This is a genomic window from Chelativorans salis (assembly GCF_025336525.1).
Taxonomy (GTDB): domain Bacteria; phylum Pseudomonadota; class Alphaproteobacteria; order Rhizobiales; family Rhizobiaceae; genus Chelativorans; species Chelativorans salis.
The window spans coordinates 841,863-862,384 of the sequence record NZ_JAOCZP010000002.1 but is presented as its reverse complement, the minus strand read 5'-3'; the positions used below and the strand labels follow the sequence as shown (position 1 = coordinate 862,384).

General features: G+C 63.8%; 19 protein-coding genes and 1 pseudogene. 7 read left to right on the top strand and 13 right to left on the bottom strand.

The window, feature by feature from the left end; genetic code table 11:
* From N5A92_RS10145 to mazG, 3 genes are all read left to right on the top strand, one after another.
* Positions 1-621: transposase family protein (locus N5A92_RS10145; protein WP_482155898.1), on the top strand; the 621-nt coding region annotated here is incomplete at its 5' end.
* Between the two features lie 279 nt (positions 622-900).
* Positions 901-1,062 (top strand): hypothetical protein, encoded by a 162-nt coding sequence (locus tag N5A92_RS10140; protein WP_260902273.1) that lies wholly within the window; start codon positions 901-903, stop codon positions 1,060-1,062.
* Between the two features lie 281 nt (positions 1,063-1,343).
* On the top strand, positions 1,344-2,159 hold the full coding sequence (gene mazG / locus N5A92_RS10135) for a nucleoside triphosphate pyrophosphohydrolase (protein WP_260902272.1): 816 nt from the start codon (positions 1,344-1,346) through the stop codon (positions 2,157-2,159).
* 6 nt (positions 2,160-2,165) lie between these two features.
* Here mazG and hflX read toward each other — a convergent pair whose 3' ends face one another.
* The 3 genes from hflX to N5A92_RS10120 form a co-directional block, all read right to left on the bottom strand.
* Positions 2,166-3,542 carry a GTPase HflX gene (gene hflX, locus N5A92_RS10130; RefSeq protein WP_425248553.1) on the bottom strand — a complete coding sequence of 459 codons (1,377 nt, stop codon included), beginning with the start codon at positions 3,540-3,542 and terminating at the stop codon, positions 2,166-2,168.
* Positions 3,543-3,791 (bottom strand): RNA chaperone Hfq, encoded by a 249-nt coding sequence (hfq, locus tag N5A92_RS10125; RefSeq protein WP_159585816.1) that lies wholly within the window; start codon positions 3,789-3,791, stop codon positions 3,543-3,545.
* Between the two features lie 136 nt (positions 3,792-3,927).
* A complete protein-coding gene (locus N5A92_RS10120) occupies positions 3,928-4,794 on the bottom strand; it encodes a D-amino-acid transaminase (RefSeq protein ID WP_260902271.1) in 867 nt (288 codons plus the stop codon).
* Positions 4,795-5,155: 361 nt separating this feature from the next.
* On the opposite strand from N5A92_RS10120, the pseudogene N5A92_RS10115 reads away from it, so the two are divergent.
* Positions 5,156-5,995 (top strand): annotated as a pseudogene (locus N5A92_RS10115) (UDP-glucose dehydrogenase family protein); the annotation flags it as partial.
* A 104-nt stretch (positions 5,996-6,099) separates the two neighbouring features.
* Positions 6,100-6,513, top strand: coding sequence for a hypothetical protein (locus N5A92_RS10110; RefSeq protein WP_260902269.1), 414 nt, complete (start codon positions 6,100-6,102; stop codon positions 6,511-6,513).
* On the opposite strand, the gene trkA is transcribed toward N5A92_RS10110, so the two are convergent.
* From trkA to dusB, 6 genes are all read right to left on the bottom strand, one after another.
* Entirely contained in the window at positions 6,494-7,870 is a 1,377-nt protein-coding gene (gene trkA / locus N5A92_RS10105; protein ID WP_260902268.1) for a Trk system potassium transporter TrkA, read from the bottom strand. The genes N5A92_RS10110 and trkA overlap by 20 nt on opposite strands.
* A 12-nt stretch (positions 7,871-7,882) precedes the next feature.
* Positions 7,883-9,244, bottom strand: a complete 1,362-nt coding sequence (ntrX, locus tag N5A92_RS10100; RefSeq protein WP_260902266.1) for a nitrogen assimilation response regulator NtrX — start codon at positions 9,242-9,244, stop codon at positions 7,883-7,885.
* Positions 9,234-11,522, bottom strand: a complete 2,289-nt coding sequence (locus N5A92_RS10095) for a sensor histidine kinase NtrY-like (RefSeq protein WP_260902264.1) — start codon at positions 11,520-11,522, stop codon at positions 9,234-9,236. The genes ntrX and N5A92_RS10095 overlap by 11 nt, the downstream gene beginning before the upstream one ends.
* Before the next feature lie 104 nt (positions 11,523-11,626).
* Positions 11,627-13,108, bottom strand: coding sequence for a nitrogen regulation protein NR(I) (gene ntrC, locus N5A92_RS10090; RefSeq protein WP_260902261.1), 1,482 nt, complete (start codon positions 13,106-13,108; stop codon positions 11,627-11,629).
* Complete coding sequence (locus N5A92_RS10085; RefSeq protein WP_260902260.1) at positions 13,105-14,250, bottom strand: two-component system sensor histidine kinase NtrB; 1,146 nt, start codon at positions 14,248-14,250, stop codon at positions 13,105-13,107. The genes ntrC and N5A92_RS10085 overlap by 4 nt, the downstream gene beginning before the upstream one ends.
* Positions 14,247-15,314 (bottom strand): tRNA dihydrouridine synthase DusB, encoded by a 1,068-nt coding sequence (gene dusB, locus N5A92_RS10080; protein WP_260902259.1) that lies wholly within the window; start codon positions 15,312-15,314, stop codon positions 14,247-14,249. Before dusB ends, N5A92_RS10085 begins: the two co-directional genes overlap by 4 nt.
* A 123-nt stretch (positions 15,315-15,437) precedes the next feature.
* Between dusB and N5A92_RS10075 the strand changes: the two genes are divergently transcribed.
* A complete protein-coding gene (locus tag N5A92_RS10075) occupies positions 15,438-16,664 on the top strand; it encodes a bifunctional 2-C-methyl-D-erythritol 4-phosphate cytidylyltransferase/2-C-methyl-D-erythritol 2,4-cyclodiphosphate synthase (RefSeq protein WP_260902353.1) in 1,227 nt (408 codons plus the stop codon).
* 7 nt (positions 16,665-16,671) lie between these two features.
* The gene (locus N5A92_RS10070; RefSeq protein ID WP_260902258.1) at positions 16,672-17,169 is read left to right on the top strand and encodes a CinA family protein; all 498 of its coding nucleotides are present in this window, start codon (positions 16,672-16,674) and stop codon (positions 17,167-17,169) included.
* On the opposite strand, the gene N5A92_RS10065 is transcribed toward N5A92_RS10070, so the two are convergent.
* The 4 genes from N5A92_RS10065 to lpdA form a co-directional block, all read right to left on the bottom strand.
* Positions 17,151-17,606: a type II toxin-antitoxin system RatA family toxin gene (locus N5A92_RS10065; protein ID WP_260902257.1), complete on the bottom strand. Its 456-nt coding sequence runs from the start codon at positions 17,604-17,606 to the stop codon at positions 17,151-17,153. The two genes, N5A92_RS10070 and N5A92_RS10065, sit on opposite strands and share 19 nt — an antisense overlap.
* A gap of 7 nt (positions 17,607-17,613) precedes the next feature.
* Complete coding sequence (lipA, locus tag N5A92_RS10060) at positions 17,614-18,585, bottom strand: lipoyl synthase (RefSeq protein WP_260902350.1); 972 nt, start codon at positions 18,583-18,585, stop codon at positions 17,614-17,616.
* A gap of 116 nt (positions 18,586-18,701) precedes the next feature.
* Entirely contained in the window at positions 18,702-18,956 is a 255-nt protein-coding gene (locus tag N5A92_RS10055; protein WP_260902256.1) for a GlsB/YeaQ/YmgE family stress response membrane protein, read from the bottom strand.
* An 80-nt stretch (positions 18,957-19,036) separates the two neighbouring features.
* The gene (gene lpdA, locus N5A92_RS10050) at positions 19,037-20,482 is read right to left on the bottom strand and encodes a dihydrolipoyl dehydrogenase (protein WP_260902255.1); all 1,446 of its coding nucleotides are present in this window, start codon (positions 20,480-20,482) and stop codon (positions 19,037-19,039) included.
* Positions 20,483-20,522: the final 40 nt, after the last annotated feature.

Here is a 20,522-nt window from a genome sequence, read left to right as displayed (position 1 = left end):
AATTCCAGCCAGGCAAAGGGCCGCGTCGAGCGTGCCAACCGAACGCTGCAGGACCGGCTCGTGAAGGAGCTGCGACTTCACGGCATCTGCGACATGGAAACCGGCAACGCCTTCCTGCCTGGATTTATGGAGCGCTACAATGCGAAGTTCGCAAGGCCCCCTGCCCGCCAGGACGATCTGCATCGGCCCATGAACATAGCGCCGGATCGGCTGCGCGACATTCTGTGCAAGCGGGAGCGGCGTTATGTCGGCAAGCAGTTGACGTTTTCCTTCGAGCGGCAGCGTATCATGCTGGAAGAGAACGATGTGACGCGCGGTCTGGTGGGCAAATATGTCGACACCTATGCCTTTGCCGATGGCCGGCTCGACATACGCTGGAAAGGGTCGTCCCTACCCTATCGCGTGTTCGACAAGGATCAGCGCGTCACCCATGCGGCTGTCACCGAGAACAAGCGGCTCGGCGACGTGCTTTCCTGGATCAAGGAACAGCAGGACCAGATGCCGCCGCCACGGGTGAAGACCAACAGCGAGAAGAACGGCTACCACAAGCGCGGCAGGAAGCCCGGCCGGCGTAGTTTGCCAGAGTTGATTGTAGAGCAGCGCCAGGCCTCGGCCCAATAGCCCCGGCAGGACCCAGCCAATACAACCCCGCCGTCATCGATCATCGTGCGGCCGGTCAGGGCTGCGATATTGAGCTCTCCGCCCTGCCCGGCTCTTCTGGCTTCGGTGCCAGGGGAGCATGACATTTTAACTTTGCGCTCAGCCGGACATTCCAACTTGGTTGCAACAGAGGTAATGGTGAGAACGCGCTCCTTTTGTGGATCACTTGCGCTGGCCTTCTTGCATCTGGTGACCGACACCGTCGGCGTGCAGCCCGCCCCTTTCGCGCGAGGTGACCAAATGCCGGAAATGACGGCAACCTGCGATGATCTCGGCTACTGGATCGTACGGCTGCCGGACATCGATCAGAGATTGGACATGGCCGTGGCTGGCCCGCTGGCGGCGGCAGAGTTCGGCGGTGCCTTGGCATATCTCGTTGTCTGTCCCGCCGATGGCCCGTAGGCTCTCTGCATCACCTACAGCACAAACGGAATGAAACCCGGTGAGCATGTGAAGATATCCGGCGGCGCACAGCGTGTTGCCTCGAACAGAGTCATGCTTGATCCCTGTCTGGCGACACGGGAATGAATCTGTGCTCCACGCTTGAGATGGCGAACAGGATGGCCGCCGCGAGCGGCTGTCTGGATGGGCGGAGAAAACGTGAGGACTGAGGCGGCGGAAACGCTTGAGAATGCCGACGATGCGCGCTACGGCTTTGCCGCCAGCCGCACGGAGCCCTCCTTATGAAGCCTTCCAGGGATATCTCCCGACTGATCGAGATCATGGCCGCGCTGCGTGATCCTGAGACGGGTTGCCCGTGGGATGTGAAGCAGGACTTTTCCACCATCGCGCCGTATACGATCGAGGAAGCCTACGAGGTACTGGACGCCATCCAGCGCGGCGATATGCACGACCTGCGAGAGGAACTGGGCGACCTGCTGCTGCAGGTCGTTTTTCATGCGCGGATGGCCGAGGAAGCCGGCACCTTTGATTTCGCTGATGTGGTCGAGGCGATCACCACCAAGATGATCCGCCGTCATCCGCATGTCTTCGGTGATGAGGACGCGCGCGAGGCCGGCATGGCCAAGGGTATGTGGGAGAAAATCAAAGCCGAGGAGAAGGCCGAGCGCCGGGCAAGGCGCAACGGAGCCGGCGGAGACGAGCGCGCGGGCTACCTAGACGACGTGACGGTCGCCCTGCCCGCGCTATCGCGCGCCCTGAAGCTGCAGGAGAAAGCCGCCCGCGTCGGCTTCGACTGGGGCGCGCCGCGGCCGATCCTCGACAAGATCGAAGAGGAGATCGGCGAGTTGCGCGAGGCCATGGACGACGGCCGGCGCGAGGCCGTGGCGGAGGAATTCGGTGACCTTCTGTTCGCGCTGGTCAATCTCGGGCGTCACATGGGGCTTGATCCGGAGGCAGCGCTGCGCGGCACCAACGAGAAGTTCCGCCATCGCTTCCACGCCGTGGAGCGCGGGCTGGAGGCGGATGGAAAAGCGCTCGGCGCAGCTTCATTGGAGGAGATGGAGAGCCTCTGGCAGCGCGCGAAAAAGGTGAAGTAGCGCGCATTACCCCCTGTTATCACTCGATAACCGCCGCCTTATCTCGTCGCGCGCCGCATCGGTGGCGCGGATGCGGATGGTGATGCTGCCGTCTTCGTGATTCTCGCGGTCGGTGACCTCGCCGTGCCGGTACACCCAGTCCATGAGCGACATCTGGTTTGGCGAAAGGGTGACGGATGTCTCCGCGATGCGGCCGGCGACGCGCTCTTCGATCAATGCCATGAGGTCGTCGATCCCCTTCCCGGTCACCGCCGAGACGGCGACCGGTGCCGTCCTGTTGGCGTCGTCCCTGAAGAGCCGCTCACGGTCGTTTTCGCCGAGGCGGTCGATCTTATTCCACACCTCGATGACGTGGCCGGTGTCGGCGGCATCGACACCGAGGCTTGCCAGAACCTCCTCCACGTCCGTGGCGTGGGCGGCGGTGTCGGGGTCGGAGATGTCGCGCAGGTGGATGACGAGATCGGCCTCCACCACCTCCTCCAGCGTGGCGCGGAAGGCGGCGACGAGGTGGGTCGGCAGGTCGGAGATGAAGCCGACCGTGTCGGACAGGATGACGACCGTGCCGTGAGCAAAGCGCACGCGCCTCAGCGTCGGGTCAAGCGTGGCGAACAGCATGTCCTCGGCCATGACGGAGGCGCCCGTCAGCCGATTGAAGAGCGTCGACTTTCCGGCATTGGTATAGCCGACGATGGCAACCACCGGGAACGGCACCTTTCGCCGCTTCGCCCGGTGCAGGTCGCGCGTGCGCCGCACGGTCTCGAGCTCCCGTTTGATGCGGATGATGCGCTCCTGCAGGAGCCTGCGGTCGGCCTCGATCTGCGTTTCGCCGGGGCCGCCCATGAAGCCGCCGCCGCCGCGCTGGCGTTCAAGGTGTGTCCAGCTCCTGACGAGCCGCCCACGCTGGTATTCGAGGTGCGCGAGATCGACCTGCAGGCGGCCTTCCTTGGTGCGGGCGCGGCGGCCGAAGATTTCCAGGATAAGGCCGGTGCGGTCGACCACCTTGGCCTTGAGTTCGCGCTCGAGATTGCGCTGCTGCACGGGCGAAAGCTGATGGTCGACGACGACCAGTTCGGCCTCGTTCTCGGCGACGATGCCGGCGATCGCGCTCACTTTTCCGGCGCCGATCAGCGTCGCCGGGCGCGGCGCCGAGATAGGAAACGTCTCGCTGTGGACAACTTCGAGATCGATCGCCTCGGCGAGGCCCACCGCCTCCTCAAGCCTTGCTTGCGGCGACAGGGACATGCGCGCACGCGAACCGCCCTCCTCGCCTTGCGCGCGAGCGGACGTCAGCACCGGCGTTACGACGACGGCTCTGGTGATCTCGCCGGCGAGCGCGTCATCATCAGCGCGCGCGACACCGGCAACCTTCGGTTTATTTGCCAATCAGCCTTCCCGACTGTTTTCCTCGGCATCGAACAACTGCACCGGCTGGCTCGGCATGATCGTGGAGATGGCATGCTTGTATACGAGCTGCGAGTGACCATCGCGGCGCAGAAGAACACAGAAATTGTCAAATGAGGTCACCACGCCGGTCAATTTCACGCCGTTGATCAGGAAGATCGTCAGCGGGTTCTTGCTCTTGCGAACGGTGTTCAGGAACAGGTCCTGCAGATTTTGCGAACGTTCCGCCATTGTTCTTTTCTTTCACCATCCCCTGCGCATAGCGCGGCAGTAGCGCAAATGTCACCCCGCCCTGTCAAGCGCGGCGACTGCCCTCCTGCCACGCTCCCGCCAATGCCCTCACCTTTTGAGCCGGCTGTCCGAGTGGTTAACAGGCAGGACTTTTTTCCGCAACGTCAAAAAATGAGTGCCGCAGCGACAGGGTGAGCGAGCCGGGGTGGCCATTGGCCACTGGTCGGCCATCAATTTCCACAACCGGCATGACGACCGTCGAAGCCGCGGTGATGAATGCCTCGCGCGCCGATTGCGCCTCCTCCACTGAAAAAGCCCTTTCCTCGACCTCCAGGCCCAGCTTGGCGGCCAGATCGAGGACGGTAGCCCGGGTAATGCCGCGCAGTATGCCGAAATCGGCCGGTCGTGTCACCAGTTTGCCATCGGCCGTGACGATCCAGGCGTTGGTGGCGGCCCCCTCCTTGACCATGCCGTCGGTGTCGAGGAACCAAGCTTCCGCCGCCCCTGCCTCGCGCGCCTTCTGCCGCGCCAGGACGTTGGGCAAGAGGCCCACCGTCTTGATGTCGACGCGCTCCCAGCGGTTCTCCGGCACGGTGATGACCTTGATGCCCTTCTCCGCGCGCTTCTCGGCTACTTTTGGGTCGAGACGCTTGGCGGTCACGACGACGGCCGGTCTCGTTTCCGGCGCCGGAAAGACGTGATCGCGCGGGGCCACGCCGCGGGTGACCTGAAGATAGACCAGCCCGTTTTTGACGCCGTTGCGGCGGATCACCTCGCGCATGACGGTCTCCAGCGCCTTGCGATGCATCGGCCATTCGATGGAAAGCTCTGAGAGCGAGCGGCCAAGCCGGTCGAGATGGCGTGTCATGTCGACGATGTAGCCGCGCGCCACCTCGCACACCTCGTAGACACCGTCGGCAAACTGATAGCCCCGGTCCTCGATATGCACCGCTGCAAGGGCGTGGCGGACATAACGGCCATTCACGTAGGCAATACGCGGCATCTTTTCTCCCTCGGCGACATCAGTCTTGGAATTCGTTGATATCGGCAGGCGATGCGCAAGCAAAGCCCCTCCTCCGCTTTGCGGATCATCGCGTTTCCGAGCCGGCAGCAGCGGAAGCGGACGATATCGCTCCAACTGCAGAAGGGAAAGCGGTTTGAACGCCTTCGTCAATGAACGGAGATCGTGCCGCCGCACGTGCGACGACTGGGCTTCGTGGGTGTTGCAGAGATGCCCTTGCCTGAGCAGTGTACAAACGATATACGGATACCAAGGGAGCATCTATAAACGGATGCTAAATATATATCCGTTGCGAAACTGTATAGCTACAAACACTTATAGCGACTAAGCGGTAAGATTCGATTTGAAGGTCACGATATTCGGCACCGGCTATGTTGGTTTGGTCCAGGCGGCCGTGCTCGCAGAGGCTGGCTTTGATGTGGTTTGCGTCGATGTCGACGCCGACAGGATCGAGCGCCTGAAGCAAGGGCGGATCCCGATATACGAGCCTGGGCTCACTCCCCTGGTGAACGAGAACTGCGGCAAGGGCAGGCTGAGCTTCACAACCGATGCCGCCGAAGGCGTTCGGCATGGTCTAGTGCAGATCATTGCGGTCGGGACACCTCCCGGAGATGACGGTTCCGTGGACCTCACACAGGTCTTTTCCGCAGCGGAAACCATTGCCGTGCATATGGAGGCTCACCGCGTCATCACCATCAAGTCGACCGTTCCCGTGGGCACCGCCGACCTTGTCGCCTGCAGGATCAGGAAGACGATCACAATTCGCGGACGCAGTACGTTGACCTTCGACGTCGCTTCCAACCCGGAGTTTCTCAAGGAAGGCTCCGCCGTAGCCGACTGCAGGAAGCCGGATCGCATCGTCATCGGTGTCGCCAGCAAGGCCGCGGAGGAAACGCTGCGCAAGCTGTACGCGCCGTATAATCGGAACCATGAAAAGATCGTGGTCATGGACGTGCGCAGCGCCGAAATGACCAAGTACGCCGCAAACTGCATGCTGGCAGCGAAGATCAGCTTCATGAACGAAATGGCCGATTTGGCTGAGGCCGTCGGGGCCGACATCGAGAAGGTCCGCCATGGCATCGGCAGCGATCCCCGTATCGGCTATCACTTCATCTATCCCGGCGCCGGCTATGGGGGGTCGTGCTTTCCCAAGGATGTGCGTGCCATGATCTTGGTGCAGGAATGCAGCCGGCCGGCATTGTGGCTGCGTTGGCTGTGCTTGCCGCGGCCTGCTTGGCCCTTCCCGGTCGTAAGGGCGCCGATCTGCGGAGAATAGGAGGCGCGGTCGTGGCGGCGGGCATAGCTTATGGCCTCCTCTTTACGACGGTTGCCCCTTCGTTGGAGACTATCTGGTTGACGTCACGCATCACGGCCGCCGTCGAGGCCGGCAAACCCTGCTCCGACTCCCGCCTCGCTTCGGCCGGATACCACGAGCCGAGCCTGGTTTTCCTGGCTGGCACGGAGATGCTTCTCACGGATGTCGAGGGAGCAGCGGATCACCTTCTTTCGGATCCTGTCTGCGCCCTTGCACTGGTGCCAGCTCCTGATGCCGCGCGACTTGCAGAGTTCGCAAGTGCGGGAGGAAAGGCCGTTGTCCCTGTTGCACGGATCGAGGGCGTTAACTACTCGAAGGGGAAAAAGCTTTCGCTGCGCCTGTTCAGGGTCGAGGATGGAAGCGGCGTCAGAAAAACTCCAGGCTGACGCGGAAGAGCTGTTCGACCTGGCGCACCGCACTCTCCAGCGCGAAGATGACGACCCGGTCCTTCGGCTTGATGCGCAGTGAACCGCTCGGCTTGAGGACCGTGCCGTCGCGATAGACGGCTCCGATGCGCATGCCTTCCGGCAGTTCTTGCTCGCTGAGCGGCGGACCGACCAGCGGCGAGGTCTCCAGAGCCTCGGCCTCGATGATCTCGGCCGCCCCCTTCTGGACATTGTGGACGGCGCGGATACGGCCGCGGCGCACGTGCTGGAGCACCTTGGAGATGGTCACCGCGCGCGGGTTCACATGGGCGTCGATGCCAAGCGTCTTGGCGAATTCGTGATAGGTCGGGTTGTTGATCAGCACTAGGTTCGACTTGCAGCCGAGCCGCTTGGCGATCACACTCGACAGGATGTTGACCTGATCGTCGTTGGTGAGCGCCACCATCAGGTCGGCATGGTCGATGTCCGCCTCCAGAAGCAGCTTCTGCTCCAGCGCGCTGCCGTTGAGCACCACCGTGCGGCGCAGATCGTCGGCGATGGAGATGGCGCGGTCGCGGTTGCTCTCGATGATCTTCACCTTGGTGCGGCTGCGCTTGCGCTCCAGCGAGCGGGCGACATAGCGGCCGATATTGCCGCCGCCGGCGATGACGATGCGGGTCGCCTCGGCCTCCTCGTGCCCGAACAGGCCCAGCGTACGGCGCACCTGGTCCTTTGTGGTGACGACATAGGCCATGTCGCCGGCCATGAGCTGATCGCCGGAATGGGGGACAAACAGGTTGCCGTTGCGCGACACGCCCACCACCGTCGACGGCAAGTCAGGGAAAAGCTCTGTCAGTTGTGCCAGCGGCGTGTTGATGACCGGGCATTCCTCCTGACATTCGATCGCCACCATGGCCACCCGCCCGTCGGCGAAGGCCACCACGTCGGTGGCGCCGGGAAGAGCGATACGCCTGAGCACCATTTCGCCCACCTCGAGCTCCGGCGAAATGATGACGTCGATGGGCAGGTGATCGCGTGAGAAAAGGTCCATGTAGTGGGACTGCAGATAGGACTGCGAGCGGATGCGCGCGACCTTGGTCGGCACGTTAAAAAGCGAGTGCGCGACCTGGCAGGCCACCATGTTGACCTCGTCGTAGAGCGTGACGGCGATGATCATGTCCGCCTGCTGCGCGCCGGCGGCTTCCAACACCTCAGGATGCGCTCCGTGGCCGACGAAGCCGCGCACGTCGAGTGCGTCGCGTACGCCGCGGATGAGTTCTGACGAGGTATCGATGACGGAGACGTCATTTTGCTCCGCCGCCAGCCGCTCGGCGATGCCGTAGCCGACCTGGCCGGCGCCGCAGATGATGACCTTCATGTGCCCGTTCTCCTAGACGCCCAGCGACTTCAGCTTACGGTGAAGGGCGGAGCGCTCCATGCCGATGAACTCGGCGGTGCGCGAGATGTTGCCGCCGAACCGGTTGATCTGCGCCAGAAGGTACTCCTTCTCGAAAAGTTCGCGCGCCTCGCGCAACGGCAGCGCCATAATATGCTGGTCCGACTGTGTCGGCACACGCGGCATGACGTCGCCAATCTCGGCGGGCAACAGGTCGGCGGTGATCGGCGCATCGCCATCGTCGCCGCGCGTCAGGATCAGAAGCCGCTCGACGTTGTTGCGCAATTGGCGAATGTTGCCCGGCCAATCGTGCGCCTGCAAAACGGCCAGCGCGTCGTCACCGAGGCGGCGAGGCTTGATGCCCACCTGAGTGACGATCTGCTGCATGAAGTGTTCGACCAGGACCGGGATGTCCTCGCGCCGCTCCGACAGCGGCGGAACGGCAACCGGCACAACGGCCAGGCGGTGGTAGAGATCTTCGCGGAAGCGGCCGTCGGCAATCATGGCCTCCAGATTTCGCGCCGTGGAGGAGATGATGCGTACATCGACCTTGACCCGCTTCGTGCCCCCTACCCGCTCGAACTGCTGGTCCACCAGCACCCGCAGGATCTTGGCCTGCGTCTCGCTGGGCATGTCGGCGACTTCATCGAGATAGAGCGTGCCGCGATGCGCTTCCTCCAAGGCGCCCACCTTGCGCTCGCTGCCGTTTGATTCGGTGCCGAACAACTCGATCTCCATGCGCTCGGGCGTGATCGAGGCGGCGTTCACGGAGACGAAGGGACCGGTGCTGCGGTTCGAGACGGCATGGATGGCGCGTGCGGCAAGCTCTTTACCGGAACCTGACGGGCCGATCAGCATGATGCGGCTGTTGCTGGGGGCGATGCGCTCGATGGCCTGGCGCAGGTGGTTGATCGCCGGCGAATTGCCGACGAGGTCGAAGCTCTCGCCGCTGCGCTTCTTCAGGTCCAGGACCTCGCGCTTGAGCTTGGATGTCTCCAGCGCCCGCTCACAGATGAGGATCAGCCTGTCGGCCTTGAAGGGCTTTTCTATGAAATCGTAGGCGCCGCGCTTGATGGCCGCCACCGCCGTCTCGATGGTGCCGTGGCCGGAGATCATCACCACGGGCAGATCGGGATGTATTTCCTTAACCTTATCGAGCAGCGCCAGCCCATCGAGGGTGGAGCCCTGCAGCCAGATATCGAGCAGCAACAGCCGCGGCACACGCTCGGCGATGGCCGCTAGCGCTCCGTCGCTGTCGCCGGCGGTGCGTGTCTCGTGCCCCTCGTCGCTCAGGATGCCGGCGACCAGCTCGCGGATATCTTCCTCGTCGTCGATGACCAGTATGTCAGACGCCATTATCGACCTTTTCCGTCTCTCCAGCAGAATTGCCCGCCCCTTCCCCGGAAGCGTCGCCGGCCGGTGCACCCGGCAGGATCATGCGAATCATTGCCCCTACACCACCATGGAAGTCCGCTGGTGCATCGTTGAGCTCCAGCCGCCCCCCATGGTCTTCAATTATCTTCTTGACGATGGCAAGGCCAAGGCCGGTGCCTTTCTCGCGCGTCGTCATGTACGGCTCGAGCAGCCGCTGCCGATTTTCCCGCGGCAGGCCCTTGCCGTTGTCGATGACCTCCACCTCAATGGTCTCGCCTACCTGCCGTGCGGTTATGCGGATCACGCCCTGGCGCTCGCCCTCCTCGCGTATCGCGGCGTCGATCGCCTCTGACGCATTCTTGATGACGTTGCCGAAGGCCTGGCTCATCAGGCGCGTGTCAAAGCGACCGATCAACGGCTTCTCGCCCAGTTGCCGTTCGACCGTGATATCGGAGCGGCTCACTTCCACCAGGAAGGACGCCTCGCGCAGCGGCTCGCGCAGGTCGAGCCGCTGGATGTCGGGCTTGGGCATGCGCGCGAAGGTGGAGAACTCGTCCACCATGCGGCCGATATCGCCCACCTGGCGGATGATCGTGTCCGTACACTGGTCGAAGACTTCACGGTCCTCGGTGATAACCTTGCCGTATCGCCGGCGGATGCGCTCGGCCGAAAGCTGGATCGGCGTGAGCGGGTTCTTGATCTCGTGTGCGATGCGCCGCGCGACGTCCGCCCATGCCGAAGAGCGCTGCGCCTGCACGAGGTCTGTAATATCGTCGACGGTAACCACGTAGGAACGCTCGTCCGTCTCGCCGACACTTTCCTCGGTGGTGATCTGGATGTTGAAGGTGCGCTCCGCGCCGGCGCGATGGAAGGTGAGCTGATCGCGATAGACCTGGCGGCCGGAAGTCCGCCCCATCTCAAACACGCGGCCGATCTGCGGCAGGACAGCGGAGAGGTTCTGGCCCACGGCCCGGTCGGCGGAAATGGCGAGCATGGTCTCGGCCGAGCGGTTGACCATGGTGACCGTGCCACGGGCATCGACGCCGATGACGCCCGCGGTGACGCCCGAAAGCACCGCTTCGGTGAAGCGGCGGCGCTCGTCGATGACGTCGCGCGCGGAGATGAGCTCGTCGCGCTGGGTCTTGAGCTGCAGGGTCATCTTGTTGAAGGTGTCGCCCAGCGAGGCAACGTCGCCGTCCGAAGGGCGGACGGGCACCGCCACGTCGAGATTGCCGGTCGAGACCGCGCCCGCCGCGCCGATAAGCTGACGGATCGGCCGCACCAGCCGGTCGGCCACTGCGATGCCGGTCCAGATCGCCGCCAGCACGATGGCCAGCGTGACGACGAGGTAAAGCAACGCAAAGGCGACCTGGGTGTTGATTCGGTTCTCTTCCAGAGAGCGGTACTCGCCAGTGTTCTCCGCGACGATGCGCTGCGCCTTGATGACCTGGGGGTCGAGCTCTTTCAAGGCATAGAGATAGACGTCGGGAATCTCGCGCAACTTGACGATTGCCGCGATCAGGTTGCCCGGCGGCAGGTCGAACAGCACCGGCCGCCCTTCGGCAGCACGCTGCAAGGCGCCGTCGGGCGGAGCAGGGATTTCGATCGGCTCGGGCATGTCGGCGCCCATGACGACCTCTTCATCCTCCCGCATGAGCACCGCATGGGCAAGGCCACGCACCACCGCCTGCTGGGTGAGGCGCTGGCGGAATCCGGTACGGTCCAGATTGTAGAGAGAGCGCATACGGTCGAGGTCGATCGCCATGGAGAGCGTCGTGCCCTGCAGATTGCGGGCGTGGTCGGAGACGTAGGCCTCGGCAATGGACAGGGACGATTGCACGATGACGCGGGTCCGCAATTCGAACCAGCGGTCGAGGCCGAGATCGAGCGTGATGGAGGCGATGATGGCGACGAGGATGGCCGGTATCGCGGCAACAAGCGAGAACATGGCGACGATGCGCACATGCAGCCTCGACGCCGCCTTGCCTCCCTTGCGTGCCGTATAGATGCGGTGCGCCTCCCGGCCGATCAGCGCCAGAAGCAGGAGCACGAAGGCGGCATTGATGCCGATCAGCGCCAGTGTGGTGCCAGCATCGGGGGTAAAAGGGGTGAGTCCCAGGAGCACGGCGAAGGAGATAGCCGCCGTCACCAGCGCACCAGCAGCCGCCAAAATGCCCGGCAGCGCCATCAGGCGGCGGCCGTCATTCGGCGCGGATCGGTAAACCTGTTCTCCGGCCATGGCAGATGCCTGTGTACTCATCGATGCTCAACTCGGTGGCGCCAATGCCCAACAACCGTTGCAGGTATGCAACGCAATGTGGCGACTTTGCAACGCCTACCTTCTCCAGGCCGAGAAAGGAAATACTAGCTGGGGACGACTTCGCCCGGCGACTGCTTGGAGGCGCGGTACACGTCGACCCCCAGCTCGCGTATCTTCTTGCGAAGTGTGTTGCGGTTCAAGCCCAGGAGTTCGGCCGCGCGAATCTGGTTGCCCTGGGTCGCCGCGAGCGCCGCCAAGATCAGCGGATACTCTACCTCGGCCACGATGCGGTGGTAGAGCCCCGGCGGCGGCAGCGCCGTGCCGAAGCCACGGAAATGACGCTGCAGATACTGCTCGACCGCCTGACCAAGCGGCAGGTCCTCGGGCAGCCCCTCGCCCTGGCGCGGACCCTCCACCGCTGATGCGCCACGCAGCTCGTTGAGGATGATCTCCTCGGAAATCTCGTCCTGCGGATAGAGCGCGGCCAGCCGGCGCACGAGGTTTTCCAGTTCCCGCACATTGCCCGGCCAGGCATATTGCATCATCGCGTCGATCCCGCCTCTGGCGATGCGCTTGGCGTGCAGTCCCTCCTGCTCGGCCTGGCTGAAGAAATGGCGCGCCAGATCGGGAATGTCCTCTGCCCGCTCGCGCAGCGGCGGCAGGCGCAATGGCACGACGTTGAGACGGTAGAACAGGTCCTCGCGGAAGAGGCCTTGGTTGATGAGGGCGCGCAGGTCCTTGTTGGTGGCTGCGACTATGCGCACGTCGGTCTTGATCGGCGTGCGCCCGCCGACGGTGGTGTATTCGCCCTGCTGGAGAACGCGCAGGAGCCGCGTTTGCGCCTCCATGGGCATATCGCCGATCTCGTCGAGAAACAGCGTGCCGCCCTCGGCCTGCTCGAAGCGGCCCGACGAGCGCTGTTGGGCGCCGGTGAAGGCGCCCTTCTCGTGGCCGAAGAGTTCCGATTCGATGAGGTCGCGCGGGATGGCCGCCATGTTGATAGCCACGAAAGGTCCGTTGCGGCGGCGGCCGAACTCGTGGAGTGCACGCGCCACCAGTTCCTTGCCGGTGCCCGATTCGCCGCTGATCATGACGGTCAGATCCGTCTGCATCATGCGGGCGAGCATGCGGTAGATATCCTGCATGGCCGCCGAACGGCCGATGAGCGGCATCGAATCGGGCGCATCGTTGGCGCGGGTGTCGGCGGGCCTGCCCTTCGGTTCGGCAAGCGCCCGGCCGACGATGCTGAGGAGTTCTGTCAGGTCGAAAGGCTTCGGCAGATATTCGTAGGCGCCGACCTCGGAGGCGCGGATAGCCGTCATGAAGGTGTTCTGGGCGCTCATGACGATGACCGGCAGGTCAGGCCTGGTCTTGCGGATGCGCGGCAGCATGTCGAAGGCGTTCTCGTCCGGCATCACCACGTCGGTGATCACCAGATCACCCTCGCCTGCCGACACCCAGCGCCATAGCGTGGCGGCGTTCGACGTTACGCGGACATGGTGGCCGACACGCGACAGTGCCTGGTTCAGAACGGTGCGGATGGCCGCGTCGTCGTCGGCCACCAGAATGCTGCCTTGTACGCTCATGCCTTCGAACCTGTTTTCTGCCGCCCGCCTTGCTCGCCGGCCTCTCCGCGCCAAGCCGGCATGAGGATGCGGAAGGTGGTGCCGCGCGAAGAAGAATCGCACTCGATGACGCCGCCATGGGCGCCGACGATCTTGGCCACCAGCGCCAGCCCGAGGCCGGAGCCGTTCTGCTTGGTGGTGATGAAGGGATCGAAGATGATCGACTGGATGTCTTCGGAGACCCCGGGGCCGTTGTCGTGGACGCAGAATTCCATCGGCAATGACACGCGCTCACGCGTGCCGGGCACCGAGAAGCGGATGCCGGGGCGGAAGGCCGTGGAAAGCTTTATCTCGCCGCCGCTATTGTTTCCAATGGCTTCTGCCGCATTCTTGATGAGGTTCAGAAAGACCTGAATGAGCTGGTCGCGGTTGGCGAAGACCGGCGGCAGCGAGGGATCGTAATCCTCGACGATGGCGATGTGGCGGGCAAAGCCGTTCTGGGCGAGTGCCTTCACGTGGTCGAGGATGACGTGGATGTTAGCCGGCTCACGGTTCACCGGCCGTTCGTCGGAGAAGACCTCCATGCGATCGACCAGGGCGACGATGCGGTCCGTCTCCTCGGTGATCAGGCGAGCGAGCGAGCGGTCTTCGTCGGAGACCACGTTTTCCAGAAGCTGTGCCGCGCCGCGGATGCCAGACAGTGGGTTCTTGATCTCGTGCGCCAGCATCGCGGCAAGTCCGGTCACCGAGCGGGCGGCGCCCCGGTGGGTCATCTGCCGGTCGATCTTTTCCGCCATCGAGCGTTCCTGGAACATGACGACGACAGAGCCCGGCAGCTCCGAGACGGGGGCCACGTAGATGTCGACAATCTTGTCCGAGCCGAGGCGCGGCGAGGAGATGTCGACGCGGTACTCGTTGACCGGCGCACGGCGCTCGCGCACCTGGTCCACCAAGGTCAGGAGCGGACTGCCGAAGGGCACGAAATCGGAGAGCCGGTTGCGCGCCAACATCGTCGCGCTCAGGCGGAAGAAATCTTCGGCCTCGGCATTGACGAAAGGGATGAAGCCGTCCTCGTCGACCATGACGACGGGATGGCCGATGGCGTCGATCGCCAATTGCGCCACGTTCACGATATTGCTGTCAGACAAGATGTCGGCGCTCATGCGACCATCCTTTGTGAAGCGGCGGGCCTTTGCGGAAGTGCGGGCTTTTGCGAAGCGGCGGTCTCTGCGAACGCGACCGCCAAGTGGCTGAGCACCTTGGCGGGCTCCGTTTCCGTCATCATCGCCGACCGCAGCATTGCCGCGGCTTCACCACCGTGGCGCTCCAGATACCAGCCGAGATGCTTGCGGGCGTGGCGTGCGCCCTGCTCGCGTCCGTAATGGGTGAGCATGTCTTCGTAGTGGGCCGCCACATAGTCGGCCATCCCTGCCGCGTCACGCGGCACGCCGGGCGCCTCGGTACCGGCGGCGAAATGGGCGAGCGCGCCCGCCGTCCATGGCGCGCCGTAATGCGCCCTGCCGATCATCACGGCGTCAGCGCCCGATTGCGCCAGCATGGCGGCTGCCTCTGTCGGCCCGTCGCCGTCGCCATTGGCGACGACGGGAACCGACACCGCCTGCCTGACGCGCGCGATCGCCTGCCAATCCGCCTTGCCCTTGTAGAACTGGCAGCGCGTGCGCCCGTGGACGGTCACCATGGCAATGCCCGCCTCTTCGGCGCGCCGCGCGATGGCGGGAGCGTTGAGGCAATCCTCGCCCCAGCCGAGGCGCATCTTCAGCGTTACGGGTACGGGGACCGCTTTCACCACGGCTTCGATCAACGACAGTGCATGGTCGGGCTCACGCATCAGCGCCGAGCCGGAATAGCCCCCCGTCACCTTCTTGGCCGGGCATCCCATGTTGATATCGACGACATCGGCGCCCTCGCCCACGGCGATGCGCGCGGCTTCCGCCATCCAGTGCGCCTCGCGGCCAGCAATCTGCACCATGTGGACGTCGATCTCCGGGCGGCGGCGGATGCGGCGGGCGCTCTCCGCCCTGCCCTTCGCCAGTTCACCGCTGGCAACCATCTCGGAGACGACAAGACCCGCGCCGTGACGGTACGCACGCAGGCGGAACGGCAGGTCCGTGACGCCCGACATGGGCGCCAGGAAGACGCGGTTGCGCAGCGTCGCCGCCCCGACCCGCAGAGGACACGCAAGAATCTCGACAGGATTTTTGCTCAAAAAGCATGCACCATTGTTGTTTGCCTAATTGTTAGCCACAAACTGTTCGGTGCGCAACGGGTTTGGCAGCGCCTTGGCAGAAATCCGTTGGCATTTCACGATTGCCGTGATTATCCCTCCCGCATGAACGCGCTTCTTGAACAGGGCAAGGCTGCGGCCAAGCGTCGGATTGCCGCGGTGATCGTCGCCGCGGGCCGTGGCGAGCGTGCCGGGCAGAACGGCAACGGGCCGAAGCAATACCGCCCCATCGGCGGCAAGTCGGTGATCCGGTACACGCTGGAAACCTTTGCCGCGCATGAGCGAGTCGACACCATCGCCGTGGCGATCCATCCCGAGGACAGCGCGCTGTTCGCAGCCGCCTGCGAGGGCATCGACTGCGATATCCGCGCCGTCCATGGCGGGCCTTCGCGGCAAGAATCAACGCGTCTCGCGCTCGCCGCCCTCGCCGATCTGGCGCCCGACATCGTCCTCATCCACGACGGCGTGCGGCCCTTCATCGACGGCGCCCTCATCGACCGCGTGATCGACGCGGTGGCCGAGGGGACGGGCGCGCTTCCGGCAGTCGCCGTTTCCGACACGCTCAAGCGTAGCGGTGCCGACATGCTGGTAAAGGGTACGGTACTGCGGGCCGATCTTTTCGCGGCGCAGACGCCGCAGGGTTTTTCTTTCCCCACCATCCTCGCCGCCCACGAGAAGGCGCTCAAGGAAGGGCGCCTGGATTTCACCGACGATGCGGCGATTGCCGAATGGGCCGGCATTCCGGTGCGGCTCGTGGAGGGCTCGCCCGACAACACGAAGCTTACCTGGGCGCGCGACATGGCGCTTGCCGATCAGCGGCTAAGCGCCTTGCGGATGCCGGACGTGCGCACCGGCAACGGCTATGACGTTCACGCTTTCGGCAAGGGCGACGGCGTCTGGCTCTGCGGCGTCGAAATCGCTCATGAGAAGACGTTGCAGGGACATTCCGACGCCGATGTCGGCCTGCATGCGCTTACCGATGCGCTGCTTGCCACATGCGGCGCCGGCGACATCGGCACGCACTTCCCGCCCTCCGACCCGCAATGGAAGGGCGCGCGCTCGCGTCTTTTCGTCGAGCATGCGGTGGAGCTTGTGCGGGCGCGCGGCGGTCGTATCGCCAATGCCGACATCACGCTGATCTGCGAGGCGCCCCGCGTCGGGCCACACAGAGAAGCGATGGTGGCGGAACTTTCCGACATGCTGCGAATTGCGTCCGATCGTATTTCCGTCAAGGCGACGACCAACGAGAAGCTGGGCTTCGTCGGCCGCGAGGAAGGCATCGCCGCTATCGCGACGGCGACCGTCATCTATCCCGGATTCCTGCCGGATTGAGGTAGTTATGAGCGACATAGAGATGCTGGCAGTCAAGGTATTGCGCACTTTCGAGGAGCGCGGCTGGATGCTCGCCACGGCAGAATCCTGCACCGGCGGCATGATTGCCGCCGCCATCACCGATCTCACCGGCGCGTCGAACGTGCTGGAGCGCGGCTTCGTCACCTATTCGAACGAGGCGAAGGTGGAGATGCTGGGGGTTTCACCGGAAACGCTGGCCGCCCACGGGGCAGTGTCGGCGGAGACGGCGCGGGAGATGGCGGCCGGCGCGCTTGCCCATTCGCGCGCGGATGTCGTCGTCTCGGTGACCGGGGTGGCCGGGCCGGGCGGCGGCACGGCGGAAAAGCCGGTCGGCCTCGTCTGGTTCGGGCTCGCTATGAAAGGACAAGAGCCGCGTACGGAGAAGCGGCAGTTTGCCAGCAGCGAACGCGCTCTAGTGCGCCGCGACAGTGTGGCGACGGCGCTCGGCCTCCTGCTGGACGCGGCTTACGCCGAAGGCCCGTAGACGACATCCGCCCGCCGCTCGAACGCTTCGGAAAACATGCGGAAGGCGCGGTCGAACATGGCGCCCATCAGCATGCCGAGCATGCGGCTCTTGAACTCGTAGTCGATGAAGAAATGCACGTCCGTCTGGCTTTCGCCCGCCGGGTCGAAGCGCCAGCGGTTCTGCAGGAAGCGGAACGGGCCGTCGATATAACGTACGTCGATGACGCGTTCCTCCGGTTTCAGGATCACCTGGCTGGTGAAGGTCTCTCGGATGGCCTTGTAGCCCACAGTCATGTCGGCCAGCAGGATCGTCACGCCGTCGCGCTCCTTGCGCGAGCGCACGTTGAGCGCCTCGCACATGGGCACGAATTGCGGATAGGCCTCGATATCCGCCACCAGGGCGAACATCTGCTCGGGCGGGTGGTTCACCCGGCGAACCGTCTCGTGTTTGGGCATCGCGAACTTACGCCGTCTTGACCGCCAGGAGGCGCGCCTCGCGCGCCGCCTTCAGCCGGGCGAAGTCGTCGCCGGCGTGGTGGGAGGAGCGCGTCAACGGACTCGAGGAGACCATGAGGAAGCCTTTGGTGTAGGCGACGGTCTCGTAGGATTTGAACTCCTCCGGCGTGACGAACTTCTTCACCGAATGGTGCTTGCGCGTTGGCTGCAGGTACTGACCGATGGTGATGAAGTCGACATCCGCCGAGCGCAGGTCGTCCATGAGCTGCAGCACCTCGTTGCGCTCCTCGCCAAGCCCCACCATGATGCCGGACTTGGTGAACATGGACGGATCCAGATCCTTCACCCGCTGCAAGAGGCGGATGGAGTGGAAATAGCGGGCGCCGGGGCGCACAGTCAGGTATTTCGACGGCACGGTCTCCAGATTGTGGTTGAAGACATCGGGCTTGGCCGCCACGACCCTCTCCAAGGCGCCGTCCTTGCGCAGAAAATCGGGAGTGAGGATCTCGATGGTCGTTTCCGGCGAGACCTCTCGGATGGCGTGGATGACGTCGACAAAATGCTGCGCACCACCATCCTTCAGGTCGTCGCGGTCGACCGAAGTGATGACGACATGGTTCAGCCCCATCTCCCGCACCGCCTTGGCGACACTTGCGGGCTCATTCGGGTCGAGCGGACCGGGAATGCCGGTCGCCACGTTGCAGAAGGCGCAGGCACGGGTGCAGATCTCGCCCATGATCATGAAGGTGGCGTGCTTCTTGTCCCAGCACTCGCCGATATTCGGGCAGCCGGCTTCTTCGCAGACCGTGACGAGGTTGTTCGACTTCACGATCTCGCGCGTTTCCAGATAGCCCTTCGAGGTGGGCGCCTTGACGCGGATCCATTCGGGCTTCCTGAGCACCTCCTGGTCCGGCCGGTGCGCCTTTTCGGGATGGCGCGGGCGCGGCTTCGCGGAGACGGTGTCGAGAACGGTAACCATCATTTCCTCTGTTTCTTCAATTCGCCGGCCTGATTGCGCCTTTTACACATATAGAGATTGCCGCGGACGGCAAAAGCCCGCCTGCCTTCAGCAGGCGGGCAATGTTGATGATCGGCTCATCTCCCTCCGCGGATCAGCCGGTAGAGCCAGATCAAGAGGCAGGCGCCGATGACGGCGACGACGAGCTGGCCGATGATGCCGCCGAAGGTGGCCCCCATAACTGCAAACAAAATCGCGTTGAGGACGACAGCGCCGACCACGCCAAGGATGATGTTAAGCAGAAGGCCGTGCTCGGCCTTCATGATCTTCTCGGCGAGCCAGCCGGCTATGCCGCCGATAATAACCGTCAAAATCCAACCTACACCCTCCATTCGAAGTCTCCTGTTTGGTTGCGGATCGGTACAAACTATACGCCACAATCCCGCACCGGTTACCGCCGGCGCAAGGCACTTCAAGCGTTCAGCGTGCGTCCATAGGCATCGAGAACGCTCTCTTTCATCATCTCTGAAAGCGTTGGATGTGGGAAGATGGTGTGCATAAGTTCCTCTTCCGTAGTCTCCAAGTTCATAGCGACGACGAAACCCTGGATAAGCTCGGTCACCTCTGCGCCGATCATGTGCGCGCCCAGAAGTTCGCCAGTTTTCTTGTCGAGGATCGTCTTGACGAAGCCCTGATCTTCGCCAAGCGCGATGGCCTTGCCGTTGGCGCCGAACTGGAAGCGGCCGACGCGGATGTCGCGGCCTTCCTTCTTGGCCTTCTCCTCCGTCAGCCCGACCGAGGCGACCTGCGGCTGGCAGTAGGTGCAGCCGGGTATCCTGTTCTTGTCGAGCGCGTGCACACCGGGCGCGCCGGCGATCTTCTCCACGCAGACGACGCCCTCGTGCTCGGCCTTGTGAGCGAGCATGGGCGGGCCCGCGACATCGCCGATGGCGTAGATGCCGGGGACATTGGTGCGCCCATAGCCGTCGACGACGACCATGCCGCGCTCGACTTTCACGCCTGCGGATTCAAGGCCGAGATTCTCGACGTTGCCTTGCACGCCGACGGCGGAGATGAGCCGCTCGGCGGCAATCTTCTCCACCTTGCCGTCCTTCATCTCGACATGGGCCGTGACCTTGCCCGAACCCTTCTCGACCTTCGTGACCTTGGCCTCGACATGGAACTTTATGCCCTGCTTCTCGAGCTGGCGCCTGGCGAATTTGGAGATTTCCGCATCTTCCACAGGCAGGATCTGCGGCAGGAGTTCGATCACCGTCACCTCGGCCCCCATGGTGCGGTAGAAGCTGGCGAACTCGATGCCGATGGCGCCCGAGCCCATGACGATGAGCGATTTCGGGATTTCCTTCGGCACCATGGCCTCGAAATAGGTCCAGATCAGCTTGCCGTCGGGCTCGATGCCCGGCAGGACGCGCGGGCGCGCGCCGGTGGCCAGGATGATATGCTTTGCCTTGTACGTGCCCTCACCCAACGTGTTCTTAGGGGCCGCCGGCTGTGGCTCCATCGGCTTCTTCACCGGCTTGGAGACGACGACCTCGCCGGCTTTCGCGATCTTCGCCTCTCCCCAGATGATATCGACTTTGTTCTTCTTCATGAGGAAGCTGACGCCGCCGTTGAGCCGGGTGGAAACCTTGCGTGAGCGGTCGACGACGGCGGCGGCATCCACGGAAACCTTGCCGTCTACCTTCAGTCCGTAATCCTTGGCATTTTCGACGTAGTGCAGGATTTCGGCCGAGCGTAGGAGAGCCTTGGTGGGGATGCAGCCCCAGTTGAGGCAGATGCCGCCCAGATGCTCGCGCTCGACGATGGCCGTCTTGAAGCCGAGTTGCGCCGAGCGCACGGCCGTGACATAGCCGCCCGGACCGGAGCCTATGATAATGACGTCGTAGGTTTCAGCCACGGCTCAATTTCTCCTTCATTCAGATCACATGCCCGGCCCG

Excerpts from the sequence above, each read along its gene's own strand:
- N5A92_RS10140 (WP_260902273.1), top strand. The coding sequence starts at position 901 with ATGCCGGAAATGACGGCAACCTGCGATGATCTCGGCTACTGGATCGTA.
- mazG (WP_260902272.1), top strand. The coding sequence starts at position 1,344 with ATGAAGCCTTCCAGGGATATCTCCCGACTGATCGAGATCATGGCCGCG.
- hfq (WP_159585816.1), bottom strand. The coding sequence starts at position 3,791 with ATGGCGGAACGTTCGCAAAATCTGCAGGACCTGTTCCTGAACACCGTT.
- N5A92_RS10120 (WP_260902271.1), bottom strand. The coding sequence starts at position 4,794 with ATGCCGCGTATTGCCTACGTGAATGGCCGTTATGTCCGCCACGCCCTT.
- trkA (WP_260902268.1), bottom strand. The coding sequence starts at position 7,870 with ATGAAGGTCATCATCTGCGGCGCCGGCCAGGTCGGCTACGGCATCGCC.
- ntrX (WP_260902266.1), bottom strand. The coding sequence starts at position 9,244 with ATGGCGTCTGACATACTGGTCATCGACGACGAGGAAGATATCCGCGAG.
- N5A92_RS10095 (WP_260902264.1), bottom strand. The coding sequence starts at position 11,522 with ATGAGTACACAGGCATCTGCCATGGCCGGAGAACAGGTTTACCGATCC.
- ntrC (WP_260902261.1), bottom strand. The coding sequence starts at position 13,108 with ATGAGCGTACAAGGCAGCATTCTGGTGGCCGACGACGACGCGGCCATC.
- N5A92_RS10085 (WP_260902260.1), bottom strand. The coding sequence starts at position 14,250 with ATGAGCGCCGACATCTTGTCTGACAGCAATATCGTGAACGTGGCGCAA.
- N5A92_RS10075 (WP_260902353.1), top strand. The coding sequence starts at position 15,438 with ATGAACGCGCTTCTTGAACAGGGCAAGGCTGCGGCCAAGCGTCGGATT.
- N5A92_RS10070 (WP_260902258.1), top strand. The coding sequence starts at position 16,672 with ATGAGCGACATAGAGATGCTGGCAGTCAAGGTATTGCGCACTTTCGAG.
- N5A92_RS10065 (WP_260902257.1), bottom strand. The coding sequence starts at position 17,606 with ATGCCCAAACACGAGACGGTTCGCCGGGTGAACCACCCGCCCGAGCAG.
- lipA (WP_260902350.1), bottom strand. The coding sequence starts at position 18,585 with ATGGTTACCGTTCTCGACACCGTCTCCGCGAAGCCGCGCCCGCGCCAT.
- N5A92_RS10055 (WP_260902256.1), bottom strand. The coding sequence starts at position 18,956 with ATGGAGGGTGTAGGTTGGATTTTGACGGTTATTATCGGCGGCATAGCC.